An 18,980-nucleotide genomic window follows, 5' to 3' on the forward strand; every position below is an offset into this window, starting at 1 on the left:
CTTATTAATGCTTTCATCAATATATTTTTTATACAAGGTTTACCCAATTTTTTAATTCCTCTAAAAAAGAAAATAGTATACAATTTTCAAGGTGCTTATTACTCTCTGAAAGAAGGTAATATAAGTCAAAATTTATCTCAATAATTTTGAAACAGATAACAACACTAATATAAAAAGTAAAAAACAGAAACTTTTAAATACCTTAATAAGTACTGTCTTTAAAATAGAACCAGTTTCTATTAAGGCTATATTATTTTTTTACAGGAGAAATGAATCTTCTATATTATTTAAACAAGCGCTCAAATTCTTCAATACGATCATTCTCATATCTCTTAAAATTAAATTTAGTAGTCGGTCTCTCACCAGAAAGAAATCTTGACATTCCAGAGATTAAACCTTCTTCAGAGTTATCAACTAATATTAAATCTGTTTCTTCCAAAAATTGTACAGTGGTATCTAAATTAACAGAAATTACCGGTATATCAACCAACATACTTTCATATACAACCAATCCTAATCCTTCATAATAGGATGACATTACAAAAACATCGACCTTACTTAGTAATAAATATGGGTTATCCATACGGTCTAAAATCGTTATAGCTTCTTTTGCCGGACTATTTTTAACTTGGTGTATTGTTTCATTTTTTATTGGTCCATATGAAGCAAGTATATAGAGCCTCGTATTTTTATCTTCTTCATATACTTGTTCAAATGCTCTTACTAATCTATCATGCCCTTTTTGCTGATCAAACCGTCCAATATTAAAGAATATTTTTATTTCAGGATCTTCTAATTCAGATAAAAGTTCCATTTTTCTTAATCCATAATCAGATTTAAATAAGTCAAAAGCTAATTGGTCATATTCTTTTTCAGACAAGTCTTCTTGTTGTTCATCCGTAATTTGATCAATCGAATAATAATAAGCATTAATATATTCCTGAATGTTATTATAAAGTCTTTGGAAATAGGCTATATTCATATCATCACGTAACAATTCAATTATAAATTTAATTGCTTCTTGCTCGTCTGGTATTGATATTCTAAACTCACTTGCTATATCTTCTCCGTACATTTCTTTAACGTAACTTTCATATAACTTATAAACCAAATTATGATTATTCATCATCCTGATTCTTTTATCTTCTGTATCAGCATATTTAACAATCGGATTTTTAGAAAATTCCTCAATTGATTGCTTGATATATCTATCTTTTACTATTGAATTATCAATAAAACTTTTCGTAAGTGCTTTAAATACATTTTCTTTCGATTCTTCAAGTAATCTAAAATGGAACCTCACATTTAAAAAGGTATCCAAGAAAGATTCATTTAGTAATTCATTTATTCGATCAACACCTAAAAAATTATTTGCAACAGTTATATTATTTATTTTATCAGGAAATCGTTCAACGAACCCTTGACGTAAATTTTCATTAACTAATACTAACTTATCTGCATTAAGCCAGGCATCTTCAATTAAATTTTTATTGTAATTCTTTTTATTTTGATAGTCCATAAACATATCAGTATGAACAAAAATCATTGTTTTAGTATTATGTTTTTTCAAGAATACGACGTATTCACCATACTTTGCTTCAAAGCCTGTGTAATGAATGTAGTAGTCTGGTATATTATTTCCAAACACACGCGAAATTTCTCTATCTTGTATATCAACTAATTTTTGTCCGAAATTAGTATAGTTTCCTTCTTTAGTATATTCTTGATGAATTCTTTTTTCTTTTGAATCCAATATTCTTATCCCTTCAATAGGATAAAATTTCACATTGTCCGGTAGGTGCTTTAAAAGCTTTTCACCTCTTGCATTGATTACATTTTTCTCAAAACATAGTATATAATTGTTTTTCTCTAAATCAATTTTTTTCAATAGATTTTTTAAAGCTGCTGTAATTCCCGTATCCCACAACGGTCCAATGAACATATAAACATTCGGTTTTCCATTATAATAATCGAATTTTTCAATGGTTGGTGTCGTTTTGCCATCCAATATATGAGCTAGTATTTCGCGTGTGCCATTAATAGAGTCTTTCTGACAAAACTCTTTCGCGAATTGTGTATAATCGACATTCTTACAATCACTCAACACCTCTACAAGTTCTTGCATATTGTCAGCTTTTTCAAATGGATAATCCTCAATATTTTCATTTAATCCTCTACTATTAATATACCCTTCATAATCATAAGTGAATAAAATGACAGGTTTATTTTGACTAGCAAAATCATACATAATTGAAGAGTAATCTGTAATCAAACCATCTACCATACTCATAAAATCATACAATTCATAGGATGCAGGGTAAGGTTTTACTTTCAAGCCCGTAAAGTCTAATTTGCTTGTAATCATAGAATGTAGTTTATAGAAAACAACAACATTATCTGGTAAATTCTGTTCCAATTCTAATAATATTCCCTTTTCAGAAAAGTCAACCTCTTTATCTGTTTTCTTCCCTCTCCAAGTTGGCATATAAATATAAATCGTTTTATCTCCTAATCCTAACTCTTTCCTTATATGCTCCCCACGTTTTTTATTGAATAACAATGAATTACGTGGTGATGGCGAGATGTACACGTTGGATTTTAAAACTCCTTCTAATTCAATACTTCCTAACACATTATGAACAGAAAATTCATTTGGTAAGTAAACAGAATCTGTCATCATAAAATTTCGAGTTACATTACCAAAAGAAGTGAACTCTCCTTCAATATTCTTTCCTAAAGTCTTTAAAGGAGTACCGTGCCATAAGTTGTAATACTTTTGCTCTTTTCTTTTTGAAAAGAAAGGGTAGAAGGTATTGTCATTAATTAAAATTTTAGAAGTTGAAAGTAGTAAACCATATTCATACGATAAGTGTTCTACTATCCTAATTCTTTGCAGCTCGTATGAACTCAGCAATTCTTTAGCTTCAGCAATATTTTTTGCAACAATATAAGTTGTGTAACCTTCAAACTTATTTAGTTCTTTTATTAATGCAAATAAATGGCCATCTAGATTCTTGCCATGTAAACTTTCTATCAAAATTTGATTGGCAATTATATCCTTTCTCTGTCCTGCTAAAAAGCCTTGAGTATATTGTTTATTACCTTTATATGTATCTTCAGAGCTTCCTTTATACCTAAATATTTTTTTAAGTTTTCTTCTATTTTCCAATGATATATTTTCTCTAAATAATCTTCTTAACTTACCCATATTTCCTCCAGAATTATTTTTTAGTTAAATTAAAATATAATTGAACACATCTCACAATTAACAGTTATTCTAAAAAACAAAAATTTATTTTTTATAAAATAAAAAAACACAACTTTCCCACAAAGAAAGATTTTGTTAAATCCTCCTTTAAATTTAGATTTAACATCTATTTTCCAGAAGATTTAGTATCATCTAAAAAGATATTTTTATAAATGCTACTACATTATTTATCACAAAACATAATGTTTTAAATCCATCTCCTTTTAAAAACCGAACAAAATAAAAAACAAAGTGCAGCCAAAAAAGAAAATTACTGCACTCAAAGAATACATAACTAGTAAATCAAGTTAGAAGATAAAACAAATTCAAATTTAATATGAATAGAAAAGCAGGCAGGTTAACAATACACCTAGTAAACCGAACAGTGTTTAAAAAACTGTACCTTAATAATATACAAAAAGAACATATAAATATAAAAATGCTATAGACTATTAAAATCAAATATAGAGAATTATTCAGTTACATATAGAAAATAGCTTATTCTTCAAACTATTGTATTACTAAAGTTCCACAAAATAGAACTTGATGATTACCATTTAAACTAGAATATAAGTGTTTTTCTCCTAAATCCCTAGGTATTAAAAAACTTATTCTAAGAATTCTTCATCTAGATTACATGAAAATATATTCTATTGTCAAGAAGCTCTTTTTACCAAGTATAGATTCACAAATTAAAAATAAAAATTATAATAACTCTTAAGTATTTGGGTTGACATTCATATCGATTTCAACAAAATAAAAAAATCATCTGGATATTACCTTGAAATAATTAATTAAAATTTTCGGAAATACAAATAAATTATTGGACATGAACTCAAAAACATCTCTGATAATAAATTCCAGTATTATCTACCTTTTACACCAAGAAGATTATAATTAATTTAGGGGGGAGGCGGTCACTTACATGTGTTATATCTAAATTATTCTTATTTTTTACCATACAAACCTATTCTTATTTTCAAAGGTAACAAAGCTCTTGGTAGAACCTATTAGATTTTAGATTCCGTTGAAATCAATTTTCCTCAACAGCTTTGATTTCTTGAGTAATTTCTTATGTTATTCTAGCTAGGTTCCTGGAAATTTATTTTCAAAATCAGGTAAAAGCATAGCAAATTATATCTGTAATCTTCTAAATCATACACCAAAAACGAAAATAAGTAGTCGGAAATGAGCATACCTGAAACCAAATAAAGCTCACGAACATCCTCACGTTCAGAGAAATCCTTAACAAAGTTTTCATATCCATTAAAATTAAAATTTCCAGCTACCAGATAATGCATAGCAAAAAATCACATACGTATTTCCAAACTCTTCTATAAGACGCTGAAAATCCAATTCTATATTAAATTTATATTTGTCATTTTCATAAAATTGGTTATCTCGCCACATTAGTGCATACAGAACTTTTTCTACTAAGATTTTAAAACGCTATTTTACTTTTGAAAATTCTTCCTTATTATTATTATGAATTAAATAGTCATTTTTGGAGATAATCTGTTTCCAGAACCTCTTTTTAAATTGAAAAGCTTGTTTAATATATTGATTGAATACCGATTTGATGAAACTAGATAATCCCATTTGCTTGCTTCATCAATGAAACTCTACTTGTAATCTTCTCTTTATCTATCCTTGGCATCTGCATATCTACGCCTATTTTCCTTTAATATTCGCCGTACCATTTCTGTAAATAGACTATTTTTTAGACTTGTTAACACCTAAGGTAATCTTGCATTAATTATCCAGTTTTTGTACGTGCCATAAAAATACTCATCTCAGAGATAATCCCTTTACATTCAGCAAATTCTTTTTCTAAAAAATATTAAGATGCCGCCGTTCTGCAGATCAATAAAGATTTCATTCTGGATAAGCACCTTTGATATGTTCATAGATGGTCCATGGATTGCCACTATACTGTTTACCATGAAAGCTTTCAAAAATGATCAATTTATTAACTTTGGGTAATTTGGAAGGAACTGAAGAAACAATTAATACAATTTTTGTACAAGCTTCCTCTTCTTGTTCCGACTATTATTAATTGTTTCAAGTTATTCATTACAAAATACTTTTATCTTCTGTATTTAATTTAGCTAATACAGTTTGATAGATTCTTTCACAATTATGATGATCTTGATGCTTAATAATATTATCTAACTCTATATCAAAATTCTTAAAATTGTTTTCTACACTTTCTTTAATCATATTAACAATATCAGATTCATTTTTAGCTATTTTCCCTAAAAAAGTTTCTTCCACTGGCCTTAGAATTCCTCTTTTAAAAAATTGATTCACATCAAAATGGTAATAAATAACTGGTTTATTCATTAACGTGAAATCAAAGCTTACACTGCTATAGTCCGTGATGAGTAGAGCATGATCAATCAGCAGTTGTTGAACAGTTTTAGAACCTAAATGAATAAAATTCACCCTGCTATTTTCTTCTTGAATATCTTTAGCAAAGAAATTCTGCGCTCTGTAATGAGGGTAAAAATTTAAATTGACATTATATTTTTCTAAAACTCTCTGTAATTTAGAATTTGTAATTAAGCTATGATAATAGTTATAATACTGACTTTTAAGGAATTGCTCATCTGTATGAATCCAGTCTCTCCACGTAGGCATTAATAAAATATCTTTTGGTTTATTTTCTGATGACAAATTATCGAATCTGGCTAACCCAGTCACTGCCACTTCTTCTTCTTTGTACCCCATTTTATTCATTACAACATCGTACTTTTCCGGATCACTGCTGACAATAAATAAATCAAATGGCAGCTCATAATTTTTTCGGTCATACTCTACCGGTTTACGCCCAAGAACGCCGTGTTGTAAAAAAACTTTAACCGTGTCTTCATAGCTAAAAAAGCCTTCTGCCGGCTTATATGGTAATAAGTTTTCTAAATCATGGGTTCCTAACAAGACTTTTGCTCGGCTGGCAATTTCAAAATGCGATTTGCTTCCAAAAGTAAGGATATGTTCTTTATCTTCAAGAGCATGGTAATCCTCTGCATCTTCTTCAATTACATAATAAGCATCTACAGTTGTATTCTTTCTTAACCAGTGAAATAAAGCAATTCCATTATCTTGAGCTGTATTATAACGCTCCCCTATCAACCAAATATTCTCATCTTTTTCAGCATGATTGCTTAACATATTTACGTCTTTAGGAATCATAAATGTTTCTATTTTTAAATTTCCAAAAGGGGTCGTTGTAACCAGAAAGTAATGTATATTCCCGTCTTGATCTTTCTCCTGAGTAACTTCATAATAATTGTCTTTTCGATAATCTGCTTTTTCATATTTTATTTTCTCTTTACGAATTATTTTTCCTTCAGAATCTTTAACCAGAATAAAAAAGTCTAAAATACTTTTTTCTTTACCTTTTACCTCAATTAATTGCTCTGCTTTCATCTGAATTTCAAAATTCTCTTCGTCTAATGCGTACTCAATCATATCGAATGTATTACGATCTTCTACAGCTAAATAAAAAGAGCAATCATTAAAAACATGTAAATTCCCTATAAAACCAGAAAACTTAAAGTCCTCCAAAGTCGTTATCAATCGCCTCAATTTAGGTCTACGCACAATCATACTCCCAATTGATTTATCTTTTCGACGATAAATTCGCAAAACATATTCTTGAGAATTATATTCTACTTTCATACTTCTTTTTTTGAAAATCCTTGAAAGCTCTATAAAAAATTGATATTTAAATATATTTCCATTTTGATCCTTAAATATAAGAAAAAATCGTTTGAAAGTAGAACCCTCAAGTAAATGTACAAATGAGATATCTACTTTAAAATTGTTTGATAATATATCAACTGAATACATAATTTCTCTATTCAATTTCGTATCTTGAATTAACAATGAATATTCATATTTAATTGGGTCTATATCTGCGAAAACTTCCAATTGGACAAAACCTGCATTCTCATCTAATTCTACATCTTGTACGTTTAAATAATAGTTATCCAGCGATAAATAAAGATATTCCTCTTTATTAAATAAAGTGCCTTGATGGTTCGTTGTATACAAATTAGTTGTTCCCTTATCCTCCGTTTGCAAAAAGTAGGCTATTTCGTCTATCGTGATGACCAGTCGCCAATCTCCCTTTGATAGACCATTAAAGTCTAACAACTCAAGATTAGATTTCTCAATGTTTAAAATCATATCTAAAGGTTTAATACTTCCCTGCTTTAATGCATATAGTCTCACTTCACTATTTTGACTAGTCCACTCATCAACAAATTCAGCAGTTAATTTATTATAAGAAACCTGAATATTTTTTATCGTTTTCTTCTGGCTCGCAAAATTAATATTAGGAAGAATTCGCCTTAAGGATATCTTTTTATTAACAGATATTTTATACAGCTTATCATTTACAATAAAGTAGTTAAGATCTTCATCTTCTATATTTTCTGCTTTTAACCAAAAACTTTTTTTCCCATTCGACAATGTAATAGCATTATTTCCATGATCAGACAAATAATTGGAAGGAATTGTAACTATCATTTTATTTTTTTCGCGCTTGAAATCTAGCTCTAATATATCTGTCCCATTATTGATCTTAGCTACAATTCCTGAATAAGACAGAAAATTTTTCAACTCAATCTCAACTTTTATGTTGTTTTCCTCATCAATTCTAGATTGAATGACAGTAGTTTTTTTTATTAAATAACTTTTAATTCTCTTAGTAACTTTCTTTGTGCTTAACACTTTAAACAACGCCCCTAATAAAATCTTAAATACATACTTCGATATAAATCATTTACGAAAATAATAATCTTAACCAAAAATATCAGATTAGCAAGTATTTCCACATACTTATAATAAAATGATTCATTTCTATTAAAGCTATACTATTGAGAGCCAGTCAATAGAAGACATAATTCTCATAGCTACTTTATCACAAATCTCTGTTTTAATTCTCATTTGAAACTAACCAGTACTGTAAATAATATCTCCAATGTTTTGAAAAAGTACTGCTTATAAAATAGAAAGCCCAGGTAATTTATAAAAATTCTATTAAAACATATTTATTCTCAAAATGTTACTCTGCCTATTTCATTATAAATTTATCACTAATTACTCAACTCTACATTTTGGTTTTGTTCGTTAAGCTTTTTTCCTAATCGAATTAAATATTCTATAAGTGGCTGTTTTAACTCTTCTCGCTCCAACGCCATTTCCAATGTTGTTTCAATAAAACCTAACTTTTCCCCAACATCATAACGGTCTCCATTCACTTCATAGGAATAAACACTTTGCTCTTTATTTAATGCTTGGATGGCATCAGTTAGTTGAATTTCACCGCCAGCACCAATCTTCTGTTCGTCTAAATACATAAAAATCTCAGGAGTAAGTACATAGCGTCCGATAATCGCCATATTTGATGGCGCTGTTCCTTGAGCAGGTTTTTCTACAAAATCTTTTACAAGATATCTTTTCCCTTCTTTTTTTGTATAATCAATCACACCATAACGATGCGTTTCACTAGAAGGCACTTTTTTCACAGCAATTACAGATGATTGCACTGCGTTATATTCATTGATTAACTGTAATAATCCTGGATCTTCATTGGAACGAATAATATCATCCCCAAGCAATACAGCAAATGGTTCATCTCCAATAAACTTTCTTGCACACCAGACAGCGTGTCCTAGCCCTCTTGGTTCTTTTTGACGGATATAATGAATATCTACTTTAGCAGATTCTTTAACTCTTTCTAATAGATCATATTTTTCTTTTTGTAAAAGGTTTTCTTCAAGCTCAAAAGAATAGTCAAAATGATCTTCAATTGCTCTTTTTCCTTTCCCCGTTACAATAATAATATCTTCAATTCCTGAACGAACCGCTTCTTCGACAATGTATTCGATTGTTGGCCGGTCTACAATCGGCAGCATTTCTTTAGGCATCGCTTTTGTTGCAGGCAAGAAACGTGTTCCAAGTCCTGCGGCCGGGATAATCGCCTTTTTTACTTTTTTCATTTTAAAAACTCCTCCATACCTTTATTATTTTTTAAAGTTTAACTATTAGGTTTGTTGAATCTAAGAAATACTTGGTAATTTTACTATTTAATGATTAATTAAAATGTTATCTTGAGATATATAAAATTTGTATTTTATTTTGATAAGAAATACTGTTTTTTTGAATTCGTTCAATATTTATTAATCGATATATCGATTAATAAATATTGTAACACCAGAATTTTAATCTCACTGATTTTTCCCTCTAAAATTTAAGGCTACTGTCTTTAACTTCAAAATCAACTATGTAAATCATTCGCTCCTCTTTTTCTATCTCTGCTAAGTACAATTAATATCTTGCAGTTCTTCACTATCTACATTTTAATAATATACTTTATCAATCACTTAAGAATCAACTGTCCTTGCAAGCTATGACGCCCTTATTCTTTGTATATATTCTTCCAAAAGGAATTTCTAGATAAGCTTTATTATCCCTAATAGTATATATCCTTTTTAGAGAATTTAAATACTCTCACAAATTCCTCTATCCAGTCTTCAATAAACAATTCTATTACTCATTTAAGTAACGGATTTTTAAACTATTCCTTAAAATCATACCTTAAATCTTTTGCTGTATCTATAACATTTTTTAGTAATTCAAAGAAATTATACTTTTCTTTTGAATTACTAAAAAACCATAGAGTTAAAAGTTCTTAAAATATCATACTCTTAAAGCTGCTTGAAAGCGGCTTTTTCTTTTTCTACTGGTGACTTCTTTTCTTTGACAAAATCAATAACTTTTAAATTGTGATATCTTATGTATATAACATCCGTAGTTTTAGTTAACGACTTTGAATTTTCATCAGTTCTATTTACATATTGAATTGGCTGTACTTTCGTTGAAACTCTATTTACATGAAAGAAAACATCAAAGAAGAACATCTTCTCCTCTGCAAATTTCATATCTGGAAAAGTAATATTATTTTCTTTTAACAAAGAAAACTATACCACCCTATATCTTGAATCCATATAATAAAAGAAATAGTCAATATCGAAGGGTGAAAGGTTTCTTCTGTCCTTCCAAATCATTATAAAGTCTGCTCCTGCTTATACTACTACTTTGAGTAAAACTTACACTATACATGTATGTTTAACACAGCATGAATAAAATTTATTGTATTTCACTTTAATTTCTTCTACCATCTTTACTATATCATCGACTATTATAACTCAAAGTAAAAATTTCTAACATTATTTTATAAAATGGCTTCTATGCTACCAAAACTTTACTATTTATAAAACAAAAAAGCATTTCTTAAGCATATATATATAAGACTACTAAACAGAATTTGACGCTATTCTCTAGAAAACTGCCCTTTTACTTTGCAGGACAAACATGGTAGCTAACTATCATCATTAAAATACCTGTAATTCTTGATTTCTCATATCCTATTCATAATGAAAGCAAGCAATTTTCTTACCTTTTTATCAGTTTAATTATATAATGTAAAAATTTGAATTCATGGCTGCGATTAATTCATGAAATAATTGATGCAGTGATTAAAAATCCAGATACTACAAAGAAAAATATCCACTCTATCTGATCCTCTTCCAAAGCCAGATAGGGATATACACAGTTACTAAATAAACCTCAGCTATCTTTAGTCTTTCAATTTCAGGTCGAAACTTGTATTTTCTTTCACTTTACAATTAATTACAACTTTTATGTCACAATATTATTGATTTAGAAGATAATAAAACATACCATATCACTTTCACAAAAATTTTAAGCATTATATCTTATATTTTTCTATGTCAATTGTTTAGTCGGTTTCTAGCTCACTCCTTTTTTGTTTATTTGAGTCTTCTCTCGGTATTTAACGAGGTATTTCCCCATTTGTTTTTAAAATTTCAAACCATACACTATAAACTTCTTTTAATTCATGTATTTGCTTGAGTACCACAAAAGCTTCTTAATAGTAGTGAAGATAACGGCATTATTTTTCGGTTAATTACTTTTCATTTTTATAAAATATATGCTTCTTCTACGATTTTCTATTTTCGCAATCATAACATCTTCAAATCGCGATAGAGTTATGTTAAAATTCAATTGCTCGTAACTCCCTTTTGTTTATTAATCTAAACAAATTGTAAAAAAATAAGGAGTTTGCGCGTTTTTTATTGTTTGAATTAAACCTCTAGCCCAATATATATTTCTGATCCATAAATTTATCTATGAATGCACTCTATTTTATATGTTTAGATAATGCTACAATTAAGGTTATATAATTATTTCAACGATTAAAAGCTTGCCAAATAGTAATTTACAAAAAATTTAACCGAGCACCTATGTAATAGTCAATAAGAGGAGCGAAGAAAGTGAGAAAGTTTAAGGAAATAAAGAAGTTTATATTAAGTCCAATAAAAGAAAACCTAAAAAATCAACGAGTTAAAGATAATGCTTATTACTTAAACCAAATAAGATCTTCTGAAATAAAAAAAGATAGCATAATGTTTGAGTCCTATCATGGGGGCAGTTTCACTGGTAATTCTTATGCAATATTTAGACAAATGTTTCGTGGATATCCACATTTTTCTTATTATATAGTAGTAAAGGATATCGAAGATCCCATGGTTATATGGATTAAGAAAAACTACAACTCAAAAAACATTGAAATCATTAAATACGAAAGTAAAAGATACTTACAATTACTTGCTACTTGTAAGTATTTAGTTAATAATACTTCTTTTAAGCCTTATTTCACAAAAAGAAAAGAACAAATTTATGTAAATACTTGGCATGGAACTCCCTTAAAAACACTAGGTACAGATATTAAAAAGACAGACTTTAATAGTCATAAAAATACACAAAAAAACTTATTTACTGTGGATAAGTTAATCATGCCCAATAAATTTACAGCACAAAAGCTAATTGAAAGTCATGATGTGAATGGAATTTCAAATGCTGAAGTGGGTATTTATGGAAATCCAAGCATGGATTTAACACTTAATAGCTCTAAACAAGAGATTTCAGAGAAATATCAATTAATACCCAATAAAAAAATTGTTTTATTTGCTCCAACTTGGAAGAAATCTTTAAAAGAAACTACATTTGAAGACATACAACAATTAATTCAAGTAGTTAAATTATTACAAGAAGCTTTTGGTGATGATTATCATGTTTATTTAAAGCCACATTATCTTGTTTATAGTAAGGTAGTTGAATTAGGGTTAGATAAAAAAATCATACCTAATTGGGTGGATACAAATGAGCTGCTTTGCTGTGTTGACTGCCTAATAACAGATTATTCAAGTATATTTTTTGATTTTCTACCTTTAAAAAAACCTATCTATTTTTATATGCCTGATAAAGAAACCTATGAAGAAGAGCGTGGATTCTATTTAGAGCTTGAGACACTGCCTGGTAATATTTCTTATAACTTAGATGACCTGCTTAACTCTGTAAAACAGGATAAAGAAAAGTATCTCAATGATTACCGTAACAAAATGAAAAATTATTTAGAAACATATTGTTCATTTGATAATGGAAATTCTGCTGCAAAGGCAGTAGATTTTATTCTAGACCATAAAAATGAACCCCGCCTATTTAAATCTAATAAAAGAGTTATTGTCTTCTACGGAGGCGGCTTTTATAATAACGGCATTACGAACTCAATTATTAATTTAAGTAAAGTGATTGATTATGAGAAATATGAAATTATTTTAGTTGAAAACGATAAGATATTTAAAGAAAAAATAGAAAATATGAAACGACTGGATAAGCGTGTTCACATTATTTCTAAATTTTCCAGAACCAATCGGAATATTGTCGATACTATTTCTCAAAATCTTTTGTATAGGCAGGGCTTTGAATCAAAGTATATTAATAAAGAATCATTAAAAAAATATTTTCAACTTAACTTTCTAAGAATATTTGGAAACTTAGATCCTGATGTAATAATAGACTATGGTGGATACAATAAAGTATTCACAGCAATATTCGCTTTTTCACCTGTTAAGAAAAAGGTCATCTATTTACACAATGATATGATGAGTGAGTTTAATAAAATTATTAATGGGCGCTATAAACATAGATGGAATTTAAAAGTTATCTTTAGTTTATATGATCAGTTTGATAAAATTGTCTCTGTTACAGAAAGTGCTAATGAAATAAACAAACAAAATTTGGGCCATTTTATAACAGATAAAGAAAATAAAATGATTTCAATCAGTAATATTATTAATGGTGATGAAATCAAAAGTATGGCCAAAGAAAGTTTTAATAGTAATTATTTTGATCATGCAACTGACCATAAATACCTGACCTATCAAAAAGATATTATAGAAGATTATAAGTTGACATTAGAAGGGTTAAAGGCTCCTAATAAAAATTACAATAACTTTGTTAACATTGCTAGACTATCACCAGAAAAAAATCATGAGGAACTTATCAAAGCTTTTAAAAAAGTTGTCAAAAAGGAGAATATGAGCAGGTTGTATATTCTTGGTGATGGTCCACTAAAAAGACAACTTTCTTCACTGATAAAACAATTAAATCTTGAAAACCATGTTTTCCTGTTAGGTTATATTAATAATCCATTTATGTTTTTAAATTATTGTGATTGTTTTATATTACCTTCTGTTTATGAAGGGCAAGGTATGGCTATTTTAGAAGCACAAGTTCTAGGCTTGCCTGTCATAGGAACAGATGTTCCTGGTATTAATTCCATTATTAATGATACCAATGGGATATTAGTAGAAAGAGATAGCGATTCAATCGCCCAAGGAATGATTCAATACTTAGATCAAGGAATCAATACAAAAGAATTAGATTACAATGCATATAATAAACAGATCTTATCTAAATTATGTACAGAGGTATTCGAACATTAATTTTATTTTGTTGAGCTCTAATAATATGAATCTTAATTATCTGTTATCAATTGTAAATCACGTATATAATAGAAATCTTTGTTAAGACTTTTATAATTGAACTTTCTATATTAATTTAAAGAAATAAAATACCATCGGAAATTCAAAGGTGGTATTTTATTTCTTTAAATTCACAAAAAAAACCTTTTTTAAAACCTAGTCTATAGGTTATCTTGCATAAGTAATTAATATTTAAAATTTGTTATCAAGATTAAAGCTTAATACTACAGCTTTTCAGACTTTTTTTACTAATTTCTACAAAAAGTTCACAATTATGGCTTAACAAATTGACGATAAACTACGATAATAAACTATGGGTCTATAAATCTTTTTATTAGGAGGTGAAATAATAAAGAAATTTTTGTACATAGACAATTAAATATTTCTTTTAGGAGGATTCGTATTAAGTGTTTAAAAAAGCAAAATTAAGGCGTTTTTTTGTAACTATTGTTGTAATTTTTCTTATCTTCCCTAATACAGCAGCTTTAGCCTCTTCCTCTCAGTTTCAAAATACCGAAGAGAACAGTGATTTACAAAATAAGGATCTTTACTTCATTTATTCTGATTCAACAGAAACGATCCCCATTTACGCAGAACCTTCAGATAAAACAACTGAAATTCTTATTGAAGCTCCAAACCCTTCAAAAGTCCAGTTACTAGAAGAGTTGGATTCCGATGAAGATAAGGATTCAGAAGAAGAATTTCTATTAGTTCTTTTTGAATCTGAAACAGAAGATTCTATAAAAGAGTTTGAAGGTTACGTAAATAATGAATTTATCGTCGATGAAGAAGAAATAGATAAAATACTATCTGATAATATATTGGAATCTGATCAATTAAACGCTTCCTTAGATAGTGACGAAGCTTCCGATGAAGATGCTGCTGAGGAAGAACAGGATGCTTCCGATAAAGATGCTGCTGAGGAAGAACAGGATGCTTCCGATAAAGATGCTGCTGAGGAAGAACAGGATGCTTCCGATAAAGATGCTACTGAGGAAGAACAGGATGCTTCCGATAAAGATGCTGCTGAGGAAGAACAGGATGCTTCCGATAAAGATGCTGCTGAGGAAGAACAGGATGCTTCCGATAAAGATGCTGCTGAGGAAGAACAGGATGCTTCCGATAAAGATGCTACTGAGGAAGAACAGGATGCTTCCGATAAAGATGCTGCTGAGGAAGAACAGGATGCTTCCGATAAAGATGCTGCTGAGGAAGAACAGGATGCTTCCGATAAAGATGCTGCTGAGGAAGAACAGGATGCTTCCGATAAAGATGCTGCTGAGGAAGAACAGGATGCTTCCGATAAAGATGCTGCTGAGGAAGAACAGGATGCTTCTGCCGGAGAATTTTTGTCACCTCAAATCACAACTTTTGCTATGTCGCCATACCTTCGAGGTGTTGCTCTAAAAGATAAAACATATGTATATCAATTTAGAAATACTAATTCTAAAAAACTTAAAAGCTATAATGAAGGAACTATTTTGCAGTATCGTTCCTATAGCGCCAACTGGTATCAGGCTACTGTTTACTTGAATGGAAAAGCTCATACTGGTTTTATTCATAAAAATCATGTAGACAATTTAGCTAATACTCAACAGTCGTTAAAAGGTATTGCTAAGGATAATCCTACCAGAGTTTACAAAAGTACCTCTACCAGTTCAGGAACTTGGAAATCCTATTCTGCTGGCAGTTTACTGCAATATAGAACTTTCAGTACTAACTGGTACCAAGCCACTGTTTATGTGAATGGCAAACAGCAAACTGGATATATTCATAAGAACCATGTAGAGAATGCTGCATCCAGTCAAACTAATTTACAAGGTGTTGCTAAGAATAATCCTACTAGAGTTTACAAGAGTACTTCTACCAGCTCAGGAACTTGGAAAACTTATTCTGCTGGCAGTTTGCTGCAATATAAAACTTTCACTTCAAATTGGTATCAAGCCGAAGTTATTGTAAATGGCAAACGTCAAACTGGATATATCCATAAAAATCATGTGGAAAATGCTGCATCCAGTCAAACAAGTTTACAAGGCGTTGCTAAGAATAATCCTACTAGAGTTTACAAGAGTACTTCTACCAGCTCAGGAACCTGGAAAACTTATTCTGCTGGCAGTTTGCTACAATACAAAACTTTCACTTCAAATTGGTATCAAGCCGAAATTATTGTGAATGGTAAACGTCAAACTGGGTACATTCATAAGAATCATGTGGAAAATGCTGATTCAAAACCTTCGAATTTACGTGGAGTAGCTAAGAATAATACAACTAGAGTTTATAAAAGTACTTCAACCGGTTCAGCTACTTTAAAATCTTATTCTGCGGGGAGTATTCTACAATACAGAACTTTTACTTCAAACTGGTATCAGGCTACTGTAGTTATAAATGGTAAACGTCAAACTGGATATATCCATAAAAACCATGTGGAAAATATTACATCCAATCAACAAACTAAAACAGGATATGCTGCAGGAAGTGGGTCATCGATGAATGTTTATGCATCACCTAATACCTCGAGTAAGGTACTAAAGTCATATACAAACAATTCTTCGATAAAATACAAAACATTTACTACAAATTGGTACCAAGCTACTGTTTATGTGAACGGTAAAGCACACACTGGTTATATTTATAAAGACCATGTTTCATCCGCTCCTGTAGGGCCAACTGTTACACATAACAGTGTAGCGTATAACTACACATTTAAACATATGGTTGATCGTCAAATGGCTGGTACTCCAAAATCAGATGGTGCGGGAAGAATTGCTGCAACACGTGGAGAAGTAGAATTTTTCTCTAATCCCAATAACTTTAGTCCAGCAGATCAAGAATATTTTCAGTTTCTTGTTCTTTCTAACCCAGGCGGTTTCAGTGCTGCTGAAATCAACCAAAAAATCTTAATTGGTGCTGGAACTCTTTCTGGTCAAGGACAAGCTTTCATAACTGCTGCTAAACAAAATAATATTAATGAAGCATATTTAATTGCCCATGCTATGCATGAAACAGGTAATGGGAAATCTACTTTGGCACAAGGTATCCCTGTTGATGCAAAAGGAAATGTTACTAGAAATGCCAATGGACAAATTGCCAAAACTTCACTTACAAAGCATACTGTCTATAATATGTATGGCTATGGAGCTGTAGATGCTGATCCTATTAACGGTGGAGCTAAGTATGCATTTGATCGTGGCTGGTTCACTCCAGAAGCTGCTATTATCGGAGGAGCAGGATCTATTAATAGCTACATTAGCCGTGGACAAGACACCTTATACAAAATGCGTTGGAATCCAGATAATCCTGGTTATCCGCAATATGCTACTCATGTTAGATGGGCAACTGGACAAACAAAAAGAATATATGATATCTATCAATTGGTAGATAATTATGAAGCTGTTTATGAAATACCGGCCTTTATTAATATCCCGAACACAGGGAACGTAGTTGCGTCGGCTTTAAATGTACGATTAGGCCCTGGTACAAATAACAGCTCAGTTGGTTCTTTAACCAATGGTACACAAGTAAAAATTGTTACATCTAACACAAATGGATGGTACCAGATTGAAAGTGGGAACACTAAAGGCTGGGTAAGTGCTACTTATATTAATCTAAATCATTAATCTATAGACCGTATTGCTATTTGCAATATGGTCTATTTTTATATGAAATCTATATCATTTCTTTTCTATGCTTATTTATGTTACTATTTCGCAAGTAATTATTCAGTTCAACCCCTTAATGTTTTAGAGTTCTACAAATGCATTATATTGATAATAGTCTAATAATCAGACATACCAAATAGGGATTTTTATAAAAAATCTAATAATCTCTAGGAGTATCTAAGATGGCAAAACGATATGATAAAGATATTAAATTATATGTAGTGGAAGATGGAAAGAAAACGATTAAAACGAGTTCGGGTGAGGTGGACGTTAAGGTGCCTAGAGATTGAGACGGCTCCTTTAGCCCTGAACTATATCGAAACGAATAAAGATGTATCAGTCATTGAAAATAAAGTGATTACCATGTAAGACGAAGCATGTCACACTGAGATATTTCCTCCACCATTGAGAATATTTATGGGTTTTCTATCTCTCATGAAATGGTTTCAGATATTACCAACCAAGTGCTTGCTAACCTGGCAGGATCATCCCTTAAATAACTGTTATGCCTTTGTTTTTGTCGATTATATGTATACCACCCCCGCAATCAATATAGACCAAGAAAATATGTGGTCTATACGATTCTGAGCTATATCATCGAAGGAGAGAAAGCAAGCATAAGTGGATGCAGATTTTTGATGAAATCAAAATTAGAGGTGTAGAAGATATTTTCTTTCTGCCTATAGATGGAGTGAGCGTCCTGGAGGAAGGAACCCGGGCTATTTTCTCGAGAGTTATTACGTAGCGTTGTGTGGTTCATTTAATTCGTAACTCGATTAAATATAATCCAAATAAAGATTATAAGGCCTTCGCCAAATATTTAAGAAAAGTGTATGGTGGAGCGCCAAGTCTCAAAGCTTGTTTGAGTCCCTTCGAATCCTTTAAACAACAATGGGAGCTTATCAAGAAGCGATTGACGTATGGGTATGGAATTTTAGCCATGTAAAGCAGCTTTATGATTATGGAAGCGCTATCCCGAAAGTCATGTATACCATGAACGCAGTAGAGAGTATTTCTTCCAGTTTTAGAAAAGTTACGAAAAAAAGGAGCATTCCCTAACGAGAACGCTCTGTTATAAGTATTATTTTTACGAATTAGTGAACTGGAATCCAAATGGGGAGGCGACCCCATCAAAAACTAGGCAATAGATATTAA

Annotated in this window: 6 protein-coding genes and 2 pseudogenes; 3 read left to right on the forward strand and 5 right to left on the reverse strand. The window is 30.3% G+C overall.

Going from position 1 to position 18,980, the window contains the following annotated elements; genetic code table 11:
• Positions 1–283 precede the first annotated feature (283 nt).
• From MKY30_RS02505 to MKY30_RS02520, 5 genes and pseudogenes are all read right to left on the reverse strand, one after another.
• Positions 284–3,208, reverse strand: coding sequence for a CDP-glycerol glycerophosphotransferase family protein (locus MKY30_RS02505; RefSeq protein WP_341082717.1), 2,925 nt, complete (start codon positions 3,206–3,208; stop codon positions 284–286).
• A 1,121-nt stretch (positions 3,209–4,329) separates the two neighbouring features.
• Positions 4,330–4,687: pseudogene (locus MKY30_RS24080) on the reverse strand (CDP-glycerol glycerophosphotransferase family protein).
• A gap of 633 nt (positions 4,688–5,320) precedes the next feature.
• The gene (locus MKY30_RS02510) at positions 5,321–7,984 is read right to left on the reverse strand and encodes a CDP-glycerol glycerophosphotransferase family protein (protein WP_341082718.1); all 2,664 of its coding nucleotides are present in this window, start codon (positions 7,982–7,984) and stop codon (positions 5,321–5,323) included.
• A 365-nt stretch (positions 7,985–8,349) separates the two neighbouring features.
• Positions 8,350–9,255 carry a UTP--glucose-1-phosphate uridylyltransferase GalU gene (galU, locus tag MKY30_RS02515; RefSeq protein WP_341082720.1) on the reverse strand — a complete coding sequence of 302 codons (906 nt, stop codon included), beginning with the start codon at positions 9,253–9,255 and terminating at the stop codon, positions 8,350–8,352.
• A gap of 708 nt (positions 9,256–9,963) precedes the next feature.
• Positions 9,964–10,230, reverse strand: a complete 267-nt coding sequence (locus MKY30_RS02520) for a hypothetical protein (RefSeq protein ID WP_341082722.1) — start codon at positions 10,228–10,230, stop codon at positions 9,964–9,966.
• 1,383 nt (positions 10,231–11,613) lie between these two features.
• On the opposite strand from MKY30_RS02520, the gene MKY30_RS02525 reads away from it, so the two are divergent.
• From MKY30_RS02525 to MKY30_RS02535, 3 genes and pseudogenes are all read left to right on the forward strand, one after another.
• Positions 11,614–14,127: a glycosyltransferase gene (locus MKY30_RS02525; RefSeq protein WP_341082723.1), complete on the forward strand. Its 2,514-nt coding sequence runs from the start codon at positions 11,614–11,616 to the stop codon at positions 14,125–14,127.
• Between the two features lie 446 nt (positions 14,128–14,573).
• Positions 14,574–17,783, forward strand: a complete 3,210-nt coding sequence (locus tag MKY30_RS02530) for an SH3 domain-containing protein (RefSeq protein WP_341082724.1) — start codon at positions 14,574–14,576, stop codon at positions 17,781–17,783.
• A 272-nt stretch (positions 17,784–18,055) separates the two neighbouring features.
• Positions 18,056–18,963 (forward strand): annotated as a pseudogene (locus tag MKY30_RS02535) (IS256 family transposase); the annotation flags it as partial.
• Positions 18,964–18,980 lie beyond the last annotated feature (17 nt).

It is taken from the genome of Oceanobacillus sp. FSL W8-0428 (assembly GCF_038004405.1).
GTDB lineage: Bacteria > Bacillota > Bacilli > Bacillales > Amphibacillaceae > Oceanobacillus > Oceanobacillus sojae.